Consider the following 20,485-nt stretch of genomic DNA (forward strand, 5'->3'; position numbering starts at 1 on the left):
CATTTTGTTTTGACTATAGTGAGTGTGCTAACGTGTAATTTGGATAGAGCATTAAATTAAACGTCTTTGGTTGGCGAAGTACACCAAAAATTAATCACGATCTATTATATAATGACCTGAGAATTCTTTAACATGGGTTAAGACCCTATGTTGTAACATTGGAAGATATCTATATCATGAAACTCGTTTGTTTTCCCTATAGTGGCGCTAGTGGAATAGTTTATGCCCAGTGGCGCCCATACCTTCCTTCTGATTGGGCATTAGTTTGTATTGATTGTCCAGGCCATGGCATGCGTAGTCATGAAGCCTTACTGAATAACCATGAGGAACTTGTTGATGATCTTTATAACACATATAAAGATGAGTTTCTTGGGCCATTAGTACTGTTTGGTCACAGTCTGGGGGCACTGATCGCTTTTGATATTGCAAGGCGATTGCTTAATGAAGGTAAAGATTTAAAGCTTTTGCTCGTTTCAGGTCGCCGTGCTCCCCATATTTCAAGTCGGTTTCCCCCCATTCATAACTTGGATGATGACACTTTTTTAAAAGCATTAAACGATAGATACGGGGGTATTCCTGACGAACTTTTTTTAAATAAAAACCTTAGAGAAATATTTATACCGCCGTTGCGGGCAGATATTGGTATTTCAGAACAGTATCATCCTACAACTCAGTTACCATTATCCTGCCCTTTAGGTGCCTTTCTTGCGGAGCATGATCATTCTGTTACTTTAGAGGAAACGCTTCCTTGGATGTGTTATTCTCAATATCCTCAAAATGTTATTGCTATTCAGGGGAACCATATTAACTGCATAACAAATCCTATATCTATCCGTGCGATACTACAGGTAATCACTAATACGGTCGAGTTTTGATCTTGGATAATGATTTTCACCCGTAAAGTACCATTAATTAATTGATACTTCAGCTGTGACGGTGCAAGTCGGGTAAATTTCATTCTGCGTTCCAAACAAAGTGATCTATTTCTTTAATGGCTTGCTTTGTTGATAGTGCTGCATAGTGGTTATCCCCAACAGAAAAAAAATCTGATGACCACAAAGAAGATTCCTCTGGAAATGGTTGGATATATATGGATGGACGGGAGATATCATCGAGGGAAAACGTAACTTTGTCTATATCAAAACTAAAACCTACACCAATAGCTTTAATAAAAGATTCCTTTAATGTCCAATATTGGAAAAATAATTTTTGTCGTTCTGAAAGAGAGCTTGAAAAATAATTTTCTTGTTCCTTTAAGCTTAAGATTTGTTTAGCAATACTATCCTGATTTTTTATAGGTCGAATACATTCGACATCAATGCCAACACGGTGTTCCCTAGTCAAAGCGCATATGGCAAGGCCGTGAGTTTTACTAAAGTTAAATTCTACTCCGCATGGGTTATCATTTGGCTTAAGATAAGGCTTATTGTATTTATTAAAGGTCAAGGGAATTTGATGGGGAGAGCAATCAAGATACGCGCTCAGAATATGCCGCAGAGCAATATGACTATAGATATAGTCCCTTTGATGTTTAATATCCCTAAACTTTTCTGCAGTTTGAATTTCCCTAGGGCTTAAAACGGCTTTTTGTGTCGACGTTAAATCAAATTCAGCATCGAGGGGAATGTGCCAAACATGAACACAATTTTTCTCAATAATAATGGGTTGAGTAGACTGTAGGAAAGAAGAATTATGTTTCATTCTTATTCTCTTTTATTTGTTTTTTCACAGTTTATTGTTAACCAAAAGTATTTAACAAAAGATTTATTCTCCACCAATTTTAGCTTTAACGGTCTTATTTAATAAGCTGTACTGAAGGGGATGATTAGCAAGCGTATATCTCAAGATATTTAAATGGTTAGGTGCAGAGATGGGATATAGGATGAGCATTAAATAGGCGAAAAAAGGGTGTATGAAATTAATTAATCTTTAAGTGTTTAGCATTAGTTTTGAAAGGGTAACTTTTATTCAAAAACAGATATTGGTGAGTGTAATGAAAATCAAAACTTTGGAAACATTGCAGACGTTGAATGAAGTACTTGATTATCATGCTAACCAAAAACCTACATCTATCGCATATCATTTCATATCTTCAGAAAATCAAGAAAATTCTATTACCTACCAAGAGCTCTCTGACAGTGTAAAGAAGATAGCATCTAACTTGCTTTCTTATGCACGTAAAGGGGATCGAGTTATTCTGATTTTCCATCCTGGATTAGAGCTTATACAGTCTTTTCTGGGATGCATATATGCAGGTATAATTCCTATTTTAAATTACCCGCCAACCAATCAAAAATTAACGGATAAATTGGCCGGTATTATGGCAAACGCAGGAACGGATCTATTAATTATTCCAGAGAAATTAAAAGAGAAAGTAACTAATTACTCACTTCCCGAAGCTAAACAGTGGTTAGTGTTTGAAGATCTCGCTGCAACAACTTCAAGCGCGTCTCTGGCGGAAATAAAGCCACAAGATATTGCTTTTCTGCAATATACCTCTGGCTCGACAGGGGTTCCTAAGGGCGTGGTCATTACTCATAATAATATTTTAGATAATTTAAGATTACTACGGCAAGGTTTGGGGCTATATCATGATAACGCAGTGTTTGTCAGTTGGTTGCCGCCTTACCATGACATGGGACTTATTGGGGGAATTTTAAGTCCTTTCTATTCAGGGGTTCCTAGTGTTCTAATGGCCCCTTTAACCTTTATGATGCATCCCATTAAGTGGCTCAAGGCCATAAGTGACTATAAAGGGACTATCAGTGGTGGCCCTAATTTTGCTTATAACTATTGTTGTGAACGAATAAAACCTGAGCAATTAGCTTCTTTAGATCTCTCAAGTTGGAAATGTGCTTTCAATGGTGCAGAACCAATTCATGCGGAAACATTACAGAAATTCTATAATATGTTTAAAGAATGTGGTTTTCGATATGAATCCTTCTTCCCTTGTTATGGAATGGCCGAGACAACTTTGTTTGTCAGTGGGGCTGACCTTGGTAAAGGCCCTGTTTTAAGAGATATTTCAGCGAGTGGGTTGCAAGAAGGGGATGTTCTTCCGCCAAAGAAATACCAAGACTCTTATACTTGCGTCAGTTCAGGACGCCCATACATGACTACAATAATTGTAGATCATAATACAGGAAAAATTTTAGCTGAGGATCAAATCGGTGAGATTTGGATTCAAGGACAAAGCGTTGCCGAAGGTTATTGGCAGCGACTAGACGTCACCGAGGAAATATTTAAAGCAACTGTTGAAGCGACTCAGGGAAACTTCTTGCGAACAGGCGATCTTGGTTTCATGAAGGATGGTGAGCTGTATGTTACAGGACGTCTTAAAGATCTCATCATTATTCAAGGTCGCAATTATTATCCCCAAGATATTGAATTGATCGCTGAAATGAGCCATCCGCTTATTAAATCATCTGGATGTGCTGCATTTACTTTGGATCCAACGAACGAAAAATCGGTTTGTTTAGTCGCTGCGATTCAAGATAAAGGTGCTGAGACTTATCTTGAAATTGTTAGAAGTATCCGAATGGCTGTTGCCTCAAGTTTAGAACTAACCATAGAAAGGGTTGTTTTAATCCCCTCTCGTGCATTGCCAAAGACCACCAGCGGAAAAGTACAACGTCGTCAAGCAAGGCAAATGGTACTCAATCAAGAATTTGACGTATTGTTTGAAGATTCTCAGGGGAAAGTTGTCGCAGAATCAGACCCTCAACCAAAAACCAACACAGAAATTAAACAGGTAATAGTTGATTGGATCAAGGAGCAAGGTCTTGTCGTCGGAGACCAAAGAATACGGGGAGATGAACAGTGGGTTGAATTAGGATTTGACTCTCTTAGGGTTGTTAATATGTGTGTATCTCTTGAAGAGATACTACAAATAAATATCAATCCTGTTATTGTTTGGGACTATCCAAGCATTGACCAGTTCAGCGATTTTCTATCTGGGGGTAGGGCAGATCAGACTCCTTGTCATGCCCGGAATATGTTCTCTAACGAACCGATAGCAATAATAGGGATGGGTTGTCGTTTACCTGGTGGGGTGGGTCTGCGGGAGTTTTGGGACCTTCTTCAAGATGGTCGAGACGGGATCAGAGACATTCCCTCCGAACGCTTTGATCTTGATGCCTATTATGATCCCGATCCTACAATACCCGGAAAGATGAATACCCGTTGGGGTGGTTTTATTGATGATGTCGATCTTTTTGATGCGGCCTTCTTTGGTATCAGTCCTCGTGAAGCTGAGATGATGGACCCGCAACAACGCCTTCTGCTCGAGACAACGTGGAAAGCCTTGGAAAATGCGGGGATTAATCCGCAGCAGTTGAAGGAAAGCCATACAGCAATTCTCATTGGGGCGTCGACCTCCGATTATTCAAACTTGTTACTCCAACAAAAAACAAATGAAAGCCTTAATGCCTATCTTGGGACAGGAACAGCGCTGAGCGCGGATGCCGGAAGGTTGGCTTATGTGCTGGGAACGCGTGGTGAAGCCTTGACCATTGATACCGCCTGTTCATCTTCTCTGGTAGCTCTGTATCATGCTTGTGATGACCTACGGGATGGAGAATGTGATTTGGCCATAGCCGGCGCTGTTAATCTTGTTTTAGCACCGGACTTAACGGTTGCTTTGAGTAAAGCGGGGATGCTCTCTCCAACAGGGCGATGTCAGACTTTTGATGTGAATGCCAATGGCTATGTTCGCTCAGAAGGATGTGGTGTGTTGATTCTCAAGCGCCTTGCAGATGCTGAACGGGATGGCGATCGTATTTTAGCCGTGATTAAGGGCACAGCTGTCAATCAGGATGGCGCCAGCAATGGCTTTACGGCACCCAATGGTCGCGCTCAAGTCGAGGTATTTACAGAAGCTCTCCAAAAAAGTAACTTAAAGGGAACGGATATCGACTACATCGAAGCCCATGGTACGGGGACGCCGTTGGGTGATCCGATTGAAGTCCATTCTATTGCAGAAGTCTATGGCGGTGGCAGACAGAAACCCCTGATCTTGGGATCCGTTAAGAGTAATATTGGCCACCTAGAAGCCGCAGCCGGTATGGCCGGTCTCATTAAAGTGGTTTTATCCTTGCAAAACGAAAAGATTCCGGGCAACCTTCATTTCCAAACAGTGAATCCTTTAATTGAGTTAGATCGTATCCCGGCTCAAGTTGCAACGGGCCTGATTCCTTGGCAACGTGGAGACAAACCGCGTCGAGCTGCCGTCAGCTCGTTTGGCTTTACAGGCACGAATGCCCATGTAATCTTAGAAGAGGCTCCACAATCCCCTAAAACAATCAATGAGATCGATCGCCATGATCATATCTTAACGCTGTCTGCAAAATCAGAAGCGTCTCTTAAAGCGCTGACGGAGTCCTATCAGGCATATCTGTTCACTCATCCTGAGTTTGATATTGGGGATGTTTGTTATACTGCCAACACCGGACGGGCTCACTTTGGCCACCGTGTTGCTGTCATCGGACAGACAGTTGAAGACATAGTCAATAAACTCAAGACCAGAGACTTTATTCAAGGAACAGCTCTGAATAATCATAAGGTCGCATTTTTATTCACCGGTCAAGGATCCCAGTATGTGGGGATGGGCAAAGCGTTGTATGAAACAAGTCCCGTCTTTAAAGACGCTTTAGATGAATGCGCTAATCTTCTCATAGAACATTTGGATAAACCTCTGCTCAATGTGTTATGGGAAGATAAGGAAGCAATTCATCAAACTCAATACACTCAACCGTGTCTTTTTGCTCTTGAATACGCCCTGTTTAAAATGTGGCAAAGTTGGGGCATCCAACCCACATATGTCATGGGGCATAGTGTTGGGGAATATGTGGCTGCGGTTATAGCGGGCGTGATGTCACTAAGAGATGGTCTAAAATTAATTGCTGCCCGTGGCCGCCTAATGCAATCCTTGCCGGCTGGCGGCGGGATGGCAGCACTTCAGGTTGATGAAGAAACCTTAACGGCACTCATTCAAGAGTCAAATGCTAACATTGACTTAGCCGCTGTTAATGGTCCAAAGCAACGGGTGATTTCCGGGACCTTGGACGAGATCCATAAGGTCGTGACACTCGCCAAGAGTAAAAAACTGAAAGCTCAACAACTGGAAGTGTCACATGCCTTCCACTCTTCGTTGATGGATCCAGTTCTCGAGGCGTTTAAAACCATAGCCGCAGCTATTGCGTATAAGGCACCACAACTCGGTTTAGTCTCGAATGTGACAGGTACCGTCATGTTCGAAGCCCCGACCGCAGATTACTGGGTTAACCATCTGCGTCAAGCGGTTCAGTTTGAAGCCAGCATTCAAACATTAGAAGCTGAAGGATGTACGGCCTTTATTGAAGCAGGACCGTCCCCTGTCTTGACTACCTTGGGGCAACTCTGTGTGCCAGGTGACAACCACACCATATGGGTAGCCTCATTATCAGAGAAAGAGTCGGACTGGCAAATGTTGACGGAGAGTCTCTCTAATTTGTACATTGCTGGCGTTGAAATAGACTGGGCAGGTATTGATGCTCCCTATCATCGGCGCAAATTAGATCTGCCAACCTACGCCTTTGACCGGCAACGGTATTGGGCGCCTGTTCTGGATGAAGCACGCCGTCATCAGGATAATTATGTCGATCCTGACTGGTTCTATGGGCTGCAATGGCTCCCCCACGAGCTAAACTCAAGTGCGACAAGAGAAGCGTTGAGCAGACGTTGGTTACTGATTGGCGATCATCCTTTAATGCAAGAAGTCGGGTCTCTCCTCAAGGCAAAGGGAATATCATGCCTTACCCTTAACGAAGATGTATTGGATAGCAAAGAGTCGGTCTTGTCGGCAATTTCTGATCTCGTCAAGGAAGAACCGCTGTCCGGGGTTATTTATGGTTTAGGTCTGGATCAAGCAACGACGACACTATCAGATCTGAAGCATCAAACGGCCGGATTATTACACCTTGTTCAATCTTTGGTACAAGAGAATCAAGAACCTGTTCTTTGGGTCTTAACAGCCGACGCACAACCGATTGGAAAAATGACGAATCTTGCCGCAGCGCTCCTGTTAGGGATGAGTAAAGTGATTGCCCTGGAACATCCGGACTTACACTGCTCCCGCTTAGATCTAGACGGAACACAAGACATAACGCAACAAGCCGGGATTGTCTTAAACGAACTAGAACGCCGTGACGGCGAAGGAGAAGTAGCCTATCGCGAGGGGATCCGTTATGTGCCGCGCTTAGATCGGGTTAAAGATACCGTGGGCGGAAAACCTTTAGTTATTGATTCTAAGGCAAGCTATGTCATTACCGGGGGCTTGGGTGCTCTAGGATTAGAAGTTGCCGGATGGCTAATCAGCAAAGGGGCAAAACATCTAACCTTGCTCGGTCGTCGCTCCCCTCATGATCAAGCGACAGCTAAGATTGCTGATTGGCAATCACAGGGTGTTACGATCACGACAAGAACTGTCGATGTGGCCGATCGAGATGCTTTAGCTTCTGTGCTTTCTGAACATGGAACAGTCACCCCCCCCATCAAAGGTATTATTCATGCAGCAGGCGTGCTAGACGATCGATTGTTGATGAATCAAGAATGGTCTGTGTTCGAAAAAGTCTTGTCAGGCAAGGCAATGGGAGCGTGGCATTTACATGAATTGAGCGCTAACCTGCCTCTGGACTTCTTTATACTCTTCTCGTCTGTTGCAAGTATGGTGGGATCCTTAGGTCAAAGTAATTATGCCGCAGCCAATGCGTATCTTGATTCATTAGCCTATTATCGACACACCCATGATTTACCTGTCTTAAGTATTAACTGGGGTCCTTGGGCTGATGTAGGAATGGCCAATACCGTGCAAAAGTTCGATCCCGGTATCCAACGGCTTTCGATCAAGCATTCGCTTAATGCGCTCTCGCATTGTCTGAACACTTCGTTATCTCAATACATGGTCGCTGACATCAATTGGTCAACCCTTAATCTTGGCCAAGCAATGCCCGCTCTCCTTCAAATCCTAAGCCCTAATTTAGGGGGGCATGAACAGTTGGCTGATAGGGACCAATTGTTACAAAACCCTCGCTATACCAACGAAGATAAACTAAATTACTTGGCACCTCTCTTGACAGATTTTGTTCGAGAGATCTTAAAATTGCCGTTTCACCAAGAAATACGATTAGACCAAAACTTATTTGAATTGGGTATGGATTCATTAATGACAATTCAACTTACGAATAAAATAAATAATTATTTGGGTAGTGATCTAAACTTAATTAGCAACAAAAAATTATCAGACGTTGCATCCATTTATGGAATTGCAACCCTTGTTATAGAGAATTCCAATAAAAGAGCAGATGAAACACCCACACAAAATAATAATACATCATTTTGCATTCCTTTATCTCCGCAACAACTTGAAATATGGTCTTATTTAAAATCGCAACAAAACCATCTGGCTTATACTATCCCTTTAGCACTGAACCTTCCAACAGCAATCAAGATTAATTCTTTAAGCAATGCTATAGAAGTTATTCTAAACCGCCATGACATATTAAGAGCAACTTTTGTTACTCTCGAAGATCAACCTATCCAGATTATTCCGTCAAAAATAAACTTTTCATTGGAAACGTTAGACGCCCTTTCTGATAATTTAGAGGAGATATATAACACATTCTTCAACTCATCATTTAATCTTGAAAAAGGTCCTCTAATCAAATTTTTATTGATTAACAAAGGTCCAGATCATTATGTTCTCCTCATGAATATCCATCACTTAATCTCAGATGGCACAACACCTATTCTTTTACTTTCGGAAATTTTTGAAGAATATCAAAATCCTTTGAGAAAGAATGTTAGCGACTATTATCAATACTCTAATTATATCCAATGGACATTGGATAACATTTGTCCTTATCTAACAGGTTCCTTAAAGGATTACTGGGAAAATAATCTAAAGGGCTTTCAATACGTTGATCTTTTTAAGCAGCCCTCTAAACAAACGAACAAAGCTATTTCTGGAAGCAAATTAAGTTTTGATCTAGAACAGAGTATTATTGATAAACTTTATATACTAGCAAAAGATCACCATTTAACCCTCAGCAACTTATTTCTCGCGGCTATTCATAAAACGATATATCATTTTACGCACCAAGCGGATACTTCGATAATGGTCTTGTCTGCTGGGAGGAATAGTGGTGAGTGGAGCAATGTGATTGGCGATACATCCTGTGAATTAATTGTGCGTTGTCAAGACGTGCTGCAACAACCGCTTATTCAAATAGCAAAAGTTATCCAACAACAATTATTAGATATCCCTGACAACAAACAAGTACCTATATCAGTTTTACGATTGTTTGATATAAATATCCCGCCAATTTCTTATGATTTTCAGAGATTTGATCAGACGAGTATCACTATCCATGACAAGACAATCACACCAATTCAAGTTTCAAGTGACTCGACTCATCTTTGGGGCATTGATTCCCGTCACCTGTCCTTTAAAGTGCGGTTATATCCTCATAACAAGATTCATATTACGTTGAAATATAGGCTAGATAAATACAGCGACGATCAAGCTACCCAAATACTGGGTAAGTTTATAGAAATATTGCAAGAGGTCTAAATGATTTTGGTCCTTATTGCATTTTAGTTGCGTGGCATATCTCGGTGATCAATACGTGTATTGAAATTTAATTCTTTAAGCCACGCCCCCACGTGCTCGACCATAAAAACTGATCGATGTTGTCCACCAGTACAACCACAAGCAATAGTTATGAATTTTCCTAAATCCACCTTTTTGAAATTAAAAAGAGTCATCTTAATAAGCGATTTCATACTGATAGAATAATCTTGCCAATTGGGATCACGTTCAATAAATTCTTGAACTTCTAAATCTTTTCCAGTTAATGCTGAGCATGTTCTGTCGTAATGGGGATTTGGTAAGAAACGCCCATCAAAGACAAGGTTAGCTTCTTTAGGAATTCCCATTCGATAAGAAAAAGATATCAATCTGACTAACGGCAGCTTTTCTCCGGTTACATCGAAATAATGCTCTATCATACTCTCAAGAATCTCTGCCGAAAGTGTAGTTGTCTCGATCGCGATCGTTGCATACTGGCGCAAATAACTTATTAGAGCAAATTGTTCCTTTAGCTGATTGAGATCCTTTTCAGAATTACTTAGCCCTTCCCCCAATAGCTCGTACAAATCATCAATAAGACATAGAAATGTTAGATTGTTGCTGCTACGAGTAAAATTTATTTTTTGCTCAACAAACTTCTCTCTAATATTGATCAGCTCTCTATTAAGCGTAAGGCTAATAACCAAGTGGTCAGCTGAAGGGTGGCCTAATTGTAAAAATAGCTCCTGAGTACTGCAGTTCTTGATAATGCTATACCCGATTGCTTCTAATTTCTTTAAAGCAATCTCTTGTTTTAGCCCAGGCATGGCAGCCATAATAATTATTTTTTGCTCCATTCCTTTTACCCCATGAGGTGGCTTAACAATTATTTTAGCCATACTCTGATTTCAATATGACGCATAATCCTAAAGATTTCTTTAACAACGCCTTGCTTCTGTTAAGCATTTTTTATCTATTTTTTGCCACAATATATAAAGGATAGGTATTCACTTAACCGAGAAAATTAATGGATGATCAAGCATTATTAAATGTAACAAAGCCTATTTTAAAGGAATGTTGTGGCTCTGAGCCCATCTCAATAAAGTCTTTAGCTAAAACTTATCACAGCGCTACATTTTTACTTATCACTGAAGACGGAAGTAAAGTTATTCTAAAAACTCATAATCTTTCTTATCTTTGTGCAGCTTATGTTTTGTCTGTGCAACAAATTTTGAACCATCTAGAGTACCAAAATCAGCTCATTAATAATGTAAGGGATCTAACCCGATCACCTGGCATGAAAACAGTTTTTGGAAAAACTGTTTTCGAAGAAGACGGAATATGTTTTTCTCTCTACGATTTTGTCGAAGGCCAAGAGTATGATGTAAATGACCTGAATGAAAAGCAAAAATTACAAGTCATAGAGTTATTATCCAAAATACATAAAATTCCTGTTGATAGTATTGATCCTATCTTCTTAGAACAAAAAAAAATATATGGCCTCAATCTCGTACGCCCTCTTGAAAACAAGAATAAGATTATGAATGGCTTGTCTCAAGCTAGTCTTCTTTTTAAGGATAAGGAAACACTTGAGATTTTAAATAACAAATTTGCATCATTAAATCTCAAAGACTTTTTTATTGATCAGTTATCGGGGGATGACATTGTCTTTGCCCATAATGATATTAAACCAAAGAATATCTTATGGATGTCTGAGGAAATATTCTCTTTAATTGATTGGGAAGCTGTTTATTTATTTCCTAGGACGATAGACGTAGTTGAAACTGTTGCAAGCTTTTCTATGGTAAAGAAGCAGGATAATTACGATATTGATACACGGTTATATAAGAAATTAATTAGATGTTATGAAGCGTTTAGTGGGGTATCTTTAAAAATCCAAGAGAACGATATTTTAATTTCTGTTCTAAGACAATTATTTTGGATGTCAAAATGTTTTGAAGGTCAGAACTATGAGGCAGCAAAAGATGCTTGGTATAAATTGGCTGCTTTGACGAATAGTTTTGAGGAACTCAAATATGGCTAACTCAACGAGCGTTTTAGAGTACATTTCCCGCAGAATAAGTTTTTATTCCAAAGTATCTGGGAGCTACTTTCCTTTACTCCTTGGTCACCTGATATTTATACTTTCTGGAAAAATTATTCTCTTAAGCGCAATTATTTACTTTTTTGAAGATACTAAATCACTTGAGTTTTTAATAATGATTAGCATATACGGCTATTTACCGGCTCTTGTCATTCTATGGTGTCTCATTCCCCTTCTTCGTTTCCTGCGGATTAAAACGACACTAATCTTGACCAGTGTATTGATGATTTTTGGTATATTACTTTTAGCATACATCTCTACCTCTCTTAAAAGCTATTTGCATTCTTCAGTTGCGACTCTATGTTTAATTTTGATCTTTTCAAACGTTGAAAATGTTATGTTTGATCGACTGTGTTCGCTTTTCACAAAATCCATACAAAAGAAAATTGCCATAAGTCTTAATAGACAAGCTAATTATATCGGCTATTTTCTATCGCCGATTATAACAGGATGCTTTCTAAGTTTCCTAACATTTCAACAGCTTCTCTTGGTACAGGTTTTATTTATCCTGCCCTTAATATTTTTCACCTACACCAGTAAAACCTGCGACGTTTTTCCATCCACTCGCTCTCTAGCAGAATATAATGTTAAGGAAGTGATTACATCAAAGATTGATTATCTCTTTTATTACTTTCTTTTTACTCTCTCTTTTATTTGGCTCAATATAGTTAATGTTTCAGCAATACCCTTCTTAAAACTTTCATTTAGTAACATTGATGTTGGTATTCTCTTGTCTCTATCGGGCTTTGGCGGGGTATTAGGCAACGGGATTTTCTTTAACAAAAATCAATTAAACAAGGTTTTTCATTCTAATTATAACTTTGCGTATTTGACTGCTTTGTCTGTGATCGTATTAGGATGGATAAACATTAGTTTTATTTTACTTGGATTAATATTTTTTATTGGGGGATTTTGCTCTTCTTATTGTTTTGCATCCGCCCAGCACTTCTTCCAAGATAATATAAATCAGAATAAACTTACAAAAGTATTCATGGTACGAAATATTCTAAGCTCTTTGACAATTATACTGATAACTTTAATGACCGGTTTTCTCTCAACACCCATTTTGAAGAATTTAGCTTCGCACTTTACAACAGATTTCGGACTAGAAAAAGCTTTCTTCTTTTTCTTTACCTTAATAGGAAGCAGTTCGTTTATTATGCTCGCTGTCCTAAAACATAGAAAAGCCTTTTAATACCTTAGACTTATTGATTAGCATTGACAGTCAATAATTATAGTTTCTTTCTTATAAACGTTTTATCGGCTTTTCCTACCCATTCAGGTATTTTTTCCACAACATAAAACCCAGATTTCAAATAAAGACTTAAAGCATCACTTCCTAATGTCCCCCCAATAAACTCTTTACAATTTTGCCGCTTCAAGTAATCCGTAAAACTATCAAATAAAATTTTACTGACATTTGTTCCTCTAAAGTTGCTATCAATCCATGCAGAAGTCCCAACGCCATAAGACATAACGTGGTAACCCATTGCCCCCCCAACGATAGAATTATTATGGCCAGAGGTTATATAAATCGCAAAATCTATGGGATGTCCTTCAAAGTAATGAGAATTAATACTTGCCATTTCTTTAAGAAGCATTCCTTTAATAAGGCCATCATCACTCACAAAAAGAATATCTTCATCTCTTTCAGCTGCTCCCTTTAATTGTGCAATATTTTTTCTCAGGAGAAATAAATCATAGGGGACAGGAAAATTTGGAAGGATTTTTACCAACTCAAATCCCTGCTTCTCAAAGAAAACAGGATGTTGGTAATTGAATAAATCAAGTTGAATTGTGTCGCATCCTTCGTTGAAAACGTGGGTTTCAAATGCCTTAAATAACCTATTTGCAATTCCTTGCTTGCGGTAATCTTTACGAACCCACAGAGCATTTATCGATGCTGTTTTTTTATCCTCATAAACAGATATTGTCCCTACCAATCCAGCAACAGTTGCGTTGGTTTTTTTGTCCTGAAAAATAAAGGTGAGATCTTGTTCATGGGTCTTTCTTAGTAAGATCTCATTGTAACTATTTAAACCACTTTTAATTAAATCTTTTGTTGTTTTACTGACAGGTGATTCAAAATGAATTTTGAAATCATTTTCGTCTCGTGTTTTAGAGGTGGATTCTGTAATAATGCTCCCTATGCTTGGAGCTGCATGTTCAGTAAAATTACTCTGAATAAATGACGCCAATGAATTAATGGTATTATAGGTATAGATGTCTTTTATTGTTATCGTAACCATATCCTTCATTTCTTTATTAATTATATGGGCAAATTCAGCTGCCATTAAGGAATTATTCCCCAATTCAAAGAAATTTTTGTCATAGTCATTTTCCGATATCCCAACTGCGACAAGACGTTTCAAATAACTGGCTAAAAGTATACTTAAAGACTGAATTTTCTTTTCAATTGAGATGGATGAATTTGTTAATGACAACATTTCCTGAGACAAAGGCTGTTGCCCCCCTAAATTAGGGCTTAGGATTTGAAGGAGAGCGGGCATTGCTTGGCCAAGATTAAGGGTTGACCAATTGATGTCAGCGACCATGTATTGAGATAACGAAGTGTTCAGACAATGCGAGAGCGCATTAAGCGAATGCTTGATCGAAAGCCGTTGGATACCGGGATCGAACTTTTGCACGGTATTGGCCATTCCTACATCAGCCCAAGGACCCCAGTTAATACTTAAGACAGGTAAATCATGGGTGTGTCGATAATAGGCTAATGAATCAAGATACGCATTGGCTGCGGCATAATTACTTTGACCTAAGGATCCCACCATACTTGCAACAGACGAGAAGAGTATAAAGAAGTCCAGAGGCAGGTTAGCGCTCAATTCATGTAAATGCCACGCTCCCATTGCCTTGCCTGACAAGACTTTTTCGAACACAGACCATTCTTGATTCATCAACAATCGATCGTCTAGCACGCCTGCTGCATGAATAATACCTTTGATGGGGGGGGTGACTGTTCCATGTTCAGAAAGCACAGAAGCTAAAGCATCTCGATCGGCCACATCGACAGTTCTTGTCGTGATCGTAACACCCTGTGATTGCCAATCAGCAATCTTAGCTGTCGCTTGATCATGAGGGGAGCGACGACCGAGCAAGGTTAGATGTTTTGCCCCTTTGCTGATTAGCCATCCGGCAACTTCTAATCCTAGAGCACCCAAGCCCCCGGTAATGACATAGCTTGCCTTAGAATCAATAACTAAAGGTTTTCCGCCCACGGTATCTTTAACCCGATCTAAGCGCGGCACATAACGGATCCCCTCGCGATAGGCTACTTCTCCTTCGCCGTCACGGCGTTCTAGTTCGTTTAAGACAATCCCGGCTTGTTGCGTTATGTCTTGTGTTCCGTCTAGATCTAAGCGGGAGCAGTGTAAGTCCGGATGTTCCAGGGCAATCACTTTACTCATCCCTAACAGGAGCGCTGCGGCAAGATTCGTCATTTTTCCAATCGGTTGTGCGTCGGCTGTTAAGACCCAAAGAACAGGTTCTTGATTCTCTTGTACCAAAGATTGAACAAGGTGTAATAATCCGGCCGTTTGATGCTTCAGATCTGATAGTGTCGTCGTTGCTTGATCCAGACCTAAACCATAAATAACCCCGGACAGCGGTTCTTCCTTGACGAGATCAGAAATTGCCGACAAGACCGACTCTTTGCTATCCAATACATCTTCGTTAAGGGTAAGGCATGATATTCCCTTTGCCTTGAGGAGAGACCCGACTTCTTGCATTAAAGGATGATCGCCAATCAGTAACCAACGTCTGCTCAACGCTTCTCTTGTCGCACTTGAGTTTAGCTCGTGGGGGAGCCATTGCAGCCCATAGAACCAGTCAGGATCGACATAATTATCCTGATGACGGCGTGCTTCATCCAGAACAGGCGCCCAATACCGTTGCCGGTCAAAGGCGTAGGTTGGCAGATCTAATTTGCGCCGATGATAGGGAGCATCAATACCTGCCCAGTCTATTTCAACGCCAGCAATGTACAAATTAGAGAGACTCTCCGTCAACATTTGCCAGTCCGACTCTTTCTCTGATAATGAGGCTACCCATATGGTGTGGTTGTCACCTGGCACACAGAGTTGCCCCAAGGTAGTCAAGACAGGGGACGGTCCTGCTTCAATAAAGGCCGTACATCCTTCAGCTTCTAATGTTTGAATGCTGGCTTCAAACTGAACCGCTTGACGCAGATGGTTAACCCAGTAATCTGCGGTCGGGGCTTCGAACATGACGGTACCTGTCACATTCGAGACTAAACCGAGTTGTGGTGCCTTATACGCAATAGCTGCGGCTATGGTTTTAAACGCCTCGAGAACTGGATCCATCAACGAAGAGTGGAAGGCATGTGACACTTCCAGTTGTTGAGCTTTCAGTTTTTTACTCTTGGCGAGTGTCACGACCTTATGGATCTCGTCCAAGGTCCCGGAAATCACCCGTTGCTTTGGACCATTAACAGCGGCTAAGTCAATGTTAGCATTTGACTCTTGAATGAGTGCCGTTAAGGTTTCTTCATCAACCTGAAGTGCTGCCATCCCGCCGCCAGCCGGCAAGGATTGCATTAGGCGGCCACGGGCAGCAATTAATTTTAGACCATCTCTTAGTGACATCACGCCCGCTATAACCGCAGCCACATATTCCCCAACACTATGCCCCATGACATATGTGGGTTGGATGCCCCAACTTTGCCACATTTTAAACAGGGCGTATTCAAGAGCAAAAAGACACGGTTGAGTGTATTGAGTTTGATGAATTGCTTCCTTATCTTCCCATAACACATTGAGCAGAGGTTTATCCAAATGTTCTATGAGAAGATTAGCGCATTCATCTAAAGCGTCTTTAAAGACGGGACTTGTTTCATACAACGCTTTGCCCATCCCCACATACTGGGATCCTTGACCGGTGAATAAAAATGCGACCTTATGATTATTCAGAGCTGTTCCTTGAATAAAGTCTCTGGTCTTGAGTTTATTGACTATGTCTTCAACTGTCTGTCCGATGACAGCAACACGGTGGCCAAAGTGAGCCCGTCCGGTGTTGGCAGTATAACAAACATCCCCAATATCAAACTCAGGATGAGTGAACAGATATGCCTGATAGGACTCCGTCAGCGCTTTAAGAGACGCTTCTGATTTTGCAGACAGCGTTAAGATATGATCATGGCGATCGATCTCATTGATTGTTTTAGGGGATTGTGGAGCCTCTTCTAAGATTACATGGGCATTCGTGCCTGTAAAGCCAAACGAGCTGACGGCAGCTCGACGCGGTTTGTCTCCACGTTGCCAAGGAATCAGGCCCGTTGCAACTTGAGCCGGGATACGATCTAACTCAATTAAAGGATTCACTGTTTGGAAATGAAGGTTGCCCGGAATCTTTTCGTTTTGCAAGGATAAAACCACTTTAATGAGACCGGCCATACCGGCTGCGGCTTCTAGGTGGCCAATATTACTCTTAACGGATCCCAAGATCAGGGGTTTCTGTCTGCCACCGCCATAGACTTCTGCAATAGAATGGACTTCAATCGGATCACCCAACGGCGTCCCCGTACCATGGGCTTCGATGTAGTCGATATCCGTTCCCTTTAAGTTACTTTTTTGGAGAGCTTCTGTAAATACCTCGACTTGAGCGCGACCATTGGGTGCCGTAAAGCCATTGCTGGCGCCATCCTGATTGACAGCTGTGCCCTTAATCACGGCTAAAATACGATCGCCATCCCGTTCAGCATCTGCAAGGCGCTTGAGAATCAACACACCACATCCTTCTGAGCGAACATAGCCATTGGCATTCACATCAAAAGTCTGACATCGCCCTGTTGGAGAGAGCATCCCCGCTTTACTCAAAGCAACCGTTAAGTCCGGTGCTAAAACAAGATTAACAGCGCCGGCTATGGCCAAATCACATTCTCCATCCCGTAGGTCATCACAAGCATGATACAGAGCTACCAGAGAAGATGAACAGGCGGTATCAATGGTCAAGGCTTCACCACGCGTTCCCAGCACATAAGCCAACCTTCCGGCATCCGCGCTCAGCGCTGTTCCTGTCCCAAGATAGGCATTAAGGCTTTCATTTGTTTTTTGTTGGAGTAACAAGTTTGAATAATCGGAGGTCGACGCCCCAATGAGAATTGCTGTATGGCTTTCCTTCAACTGCTGCGGATTAATCCCCGCATTTTCCAAGGCTTTCCACGTTGTCTCGAGCAGAAGGCGTTGTTGCGGGTCCATCATCTCAGCTTCACGAGGACTGATACCAAAGAAGGCCGCATCAAAAAGATCGACATCATCAATAAAACCACCCCAACGGGTATTCATCTTTCCGGGTATTGTAGGATCGGGATCATAATAGGCATCAAGATCAAAGCGTTCGGAGGGAATGTCTCTGATCCCGTCTCGACCATCTTGAAGAAGGTCCCAAAACTCTTTGAGATCCGCCCCACCAGGTAAACGACAACCAATCCCTATTATCGCTATTGGTTCTTTGGATGCTTGGGTGATTTTCTGGGCATGAAGCGACTTTGCTGTTGTCAAATATTCTGCTAATTTTACTGGCGTGGGGTAGTCCCATAACAGCACAGGAGATAACTCTACGCCACACCATTCGCTTAACTCGCTACAGAATTGAGCCGCCAAGAGAGAGGTAAAGCCATAGTTGGCAAAAGAATCTTGTCCTGTAACTAATGGCAGATCAAAGCTTTGTTTGATCCAATCTTGTATCCACATTAATATGTCAACGGAATCTTTCGAAACCAGAGGCATTTTGTTCCTGTTTTGAATTTTCGGCGCTTGCCATTCTGCTTGAATACGCAACTCTCCATTCAGCAGCATTGACTGGGTTAATTTTCGCTGTACCTTACCACTTGACGTTTTTGGTAAACTCGCCCGTTGAATGAGAATAATCCGTTGAACAAACACCTCATGAGCTTGCGAAATGGCTTGGCGAATTGCTGCAAAGATAGACTCGAAGTCCTTTATGTGACGTTTAACTTCTTGAACAATGACAAGTTCAGATCCCTTGTCGGTATCAATCGTAAAGGCAGCAGCGGCATTATTAATTAGGTCTTCATGGCTTTCTGCAGTGGTATGTTCAAAGTCTTGCGGATAATAGTTACGACCACCGATAATAATTAGGTCTTTAAGACGCCCTGTAACATAAACATGACCATGATTATCGACCCAGCCTAAGTCACCGGTACGAAGGTACTCTTTTTCTGAGTCATCACCTTTAACCTTAGCCTTAAAAATCTCTTGTGTTAACTCAGGCTTACCCCAATACCCCTGAGCAACACTTGGCCCATGGAACCAGATTTCTCCAATTTGATCATGAGCCGCTATTTCTCGTGTTTCAGGGTCTAAAATCTTGATTTTATTGTCATGACTTGGCCAACCACAATCGACCAACTCGTAAGAATCTTCAGGAGATTGGGGCGCCTTAATTTTGCCTTCTTCCAGAGCGGCCTTAGAAACTTCAATTGTCTTAGGGGAATAACAAAGTGCAGTTTCTAAAGTTGTTTCTGCCATCCCATATCCTGGGCGCATGCTGCTTTCTTGAAACCCATAAGGACTAAATGTTTTTATGAAGTTACGAATGGTATCTGCCCGAACCGGCTCGGCTCCGTTAATAGCAAATGTCCACTGACTTAAATCTAACAGTGGCATTCCTCCTTGGAGGGTCGCCTCAACACACAAGTCATAGGCAAAATTAGGAGCAGCGACAGCGGTCACACCTTCTTGTGAGATAATCTGTAACCAGCGAATAGGATCGCTGACAAATGAACTAGGCGACATCAAAAAGTCAGGCCAACCATAGTAAAGCGGTAATAATATGCCATAAACCAAACCCATATCGTGGTAGGGCGGCAACCATGAACATACTTTATTTTCTCCCTCGTTCATAAAAGAACGAAGAATCTGGATGTTAACTGTCAAATTCTCATGGCTGACAATAACGCCTTTTGGGTTGCCAGTGGAACCTGATGTATATTGTAGAAAAGCAATATCCTGAGGTGCAACAGGGTATTCTTGATAAAGGCTAGGATTAATATCACTGCATTGTTCGATAAAGCAAATTTTAGAGGATAGATTATCGAGTCTATCTTCGAAGTTCTGGGTCGTGAGAATAAACTTTGCCCCTGCATCTTCGATAACCTTTTCGAGGCGTTTCGTATGGTGATTATTGCGGGGAGGATAGGCAGGAACAGCAATTACCCCTGCATAAAGGCACCCCATGAAAGCGGCTATATAATCTAGGCTTGGATTTAAAAGGATCATCACGCGCTCACCTTGACAATCTCCATATGATTGTAACAAAGTGGCTATACACCGAGCACGACGATCGAGTTCGTTATAGGTTATTTCTTCGCGAGACTCATTGCGAAAAAAGGTATAGGCAATCCTATCAGGATGTAGTTTTGACCAATTTTTGAGAGACCCAATGATCGTAGACTTAGTAAACATATATAGCCTTCTTTTTATTCAGAGGTTTTTTCAGGAAGATACGACTATATTTTAGAAAGGCATTGTTTAATTTTAGATTAATGAACACGCATGTTTGCATAAAATCTCTCAAATATTCCGCCAATTATATGGCTCTGTTATTTTGGGGTTTATTGGTGCAAGTTGATGGATGTTTGGCACTTCAGCCAAAAATTAGAATAGAATCTACGAACTAGCTCTATTAATGACGCTAATATCATGCTGGATAAATTTTAAAACAAGAAAGCGTTGTCTTTAAGGTGATTATTTCAGGGGTGGATAGAGTACAGGTTTATG

The 20,485-nt window shown here is 41.1% G+C and carries 7 protein-coding genes; 4 read left to right on the forward strand and 3 right to left on the reverse strand.

Annotated elements, in window-relative coordinates; translation table 11 throughout:
* Positions 1-176 precede the first annotated feature (176 nt).
* Positions 177-875: a thioesterase gene (locus KF820_05685; GenBank protein MBX3457835.1), complete on the forward strand. Its 699-nt coding sequence runs from the start codon at positions 177-179 to the stop codon at positions 873-875.
* Positions 876-954: 79 nt separating this feature from the next.
* On the opposite strand, the gene KF820_05690 is transcribed toward KF820_05685, so the two are convergent.
* A complete protein-coding gene (locus tag KF820_05690; GenBank protein MBX3457836.1) occupies positions 955-1,701 on the reverse strand; it encodes a 4'-phosphopantetheinyl transferase superfamily protein in 747 nt (248 codons plus the stop codon).
* Positions 1,702-1,993: 292 nt separating this feature from the next.
* Between KF820_05690 and KF820_05695 the strand changes: the two genes are divergently transcribed.
* Positions 1,994-9,607, forward strand: coding sequence for an SDR family NAD(P)-dependent oxidoreductase (locus KF820_05695; GenBank protein MBX3457837.1), 7,614 nt, complete (start codon positions 1,994-1,996; stop codon positions 9,605-9,607).
* A 23-nt stretch (positions 9,608-9,630) separates the two neighbouring features.
* Here the strand turns inward: KF820_05695 and KF820_05700 are convergent, their stop codons facing one another.
* The gene (locus KF820_05700; protein MBX3457838.1) at positions 9,631-10,503 is read right to left on the reverse strand and encodes a hypothetical protein; all 873 of its coding nucleotides are present in this window, start codon (positions 10,501-10,503) and stop codon (positions 9,631-9,633) included.
* 128 nt (positions 10,504-10,631) lie between these two features.
* Here KF820_05700 and KF820_05705 point away from each other — a divergent pair, with 128 nt between their 5' ends.
* Together KF820_05705 and KF820_05710 are read left to right on the forward strand one after the other, a co-directional pair.
* The gene (locus KF820_05705) at positions 10,632-11,648 is read left to right on the forward strand and encodes an aminoglycoside phosphotransferase family protein (GenBank protein ID MBX3457839.1); all 1,017 of its coding nucleotides are present in this window, start codon (positions 10,632-10,634) and stop codon (positions 11,646-11,648) included.
* Positions 11,641-12,903 (forward strand): hypothetical protein, encoded by a 1,263-nt coding sequence (locus KF820_05710; protein ID MBX3457840.1) that lies wholly within the window; start codon positions 11,641-11,643, stop codon positions 12,901-12,903. Before KF820_05705 ends, KF820_05710 begins: the two co-directional genes overlap by 8 nt.
* A 37-nt stretch (positions 12,904-12,940) precedes the next feature.
* On the opposite strand, the gene KF820_05715 is transcribed toward KF820_05710, so the two are convergent.
* On the reverse strand, positions 12,941-20,170 hold the full coding sequence (locus KF820_05715) for a GNAT family N-acetyltransferase (protein ID MBX3457841.1): 7,230 nt from the start codon (positions 20,168-20,170) through the stop codon (positions 12,941-12,943).
* Between the last annotated feature and the right edge of the window lie 315 nt (positions 20,171-20,485).

Source organism: Candidatus Paracaedibacteraceae bacterium (genome assembly GCA_019636055.1).
Classification (GTDB): Bacteria; Pseudomonadota; Alphaproteobacteria; order Paracaedibacterales; family Paracaedibacteraceae; genus Paracaedibacter.

Coding starts and splice junctions, on each gene's coding strand:
- KF820_05700 (MBX3457838.1), bottom strand. CDS start 10,503: ATGGCTAAAATAATTGTTAAGCCACCTCATGGGGTAAAAGGAATGGAG.
- KF820_05715 (MBX3457841.1), bottom strand. CDS start 20,170: ATGTTTACTAAGTCTACGATCATTGGGTCTCTCAAAAATTGGTCAAAA.
- KF820_05710 (MBX3457840.1), top strand. CDS start 11,641: ATGGCTAACTCAACGAGCGTTTTAGAGTACATTTCCCGCAGAATAAGT.
- KF820_05690 (MBX3457836.1), bottom strand. CDS start 1,701: ATGAAACATAATTCTTCTTTCCTACAGTCTACTCAACCCATTATTATT.
- KF820_05685 (MBX3457835.1), top strand. CDS start 177: ATGAAACTCGTTTGTTTTCCCTATAGTGGCGCTAGTGGAATAGTTTAT.
- KF820_05705 (MBX3457839.1), top strand. CDS start 10,632: ATGGATGATCAAGCATTATTAAATGTAACAAAGCCTATTTTAAAGGAA.
- KF820_05695 (MBX3457837.1), top strand. CDS start 1,994: ATGAAAATCAAAACTTTGGAAACATTGCAGACGTTGAATGAAGTACTT.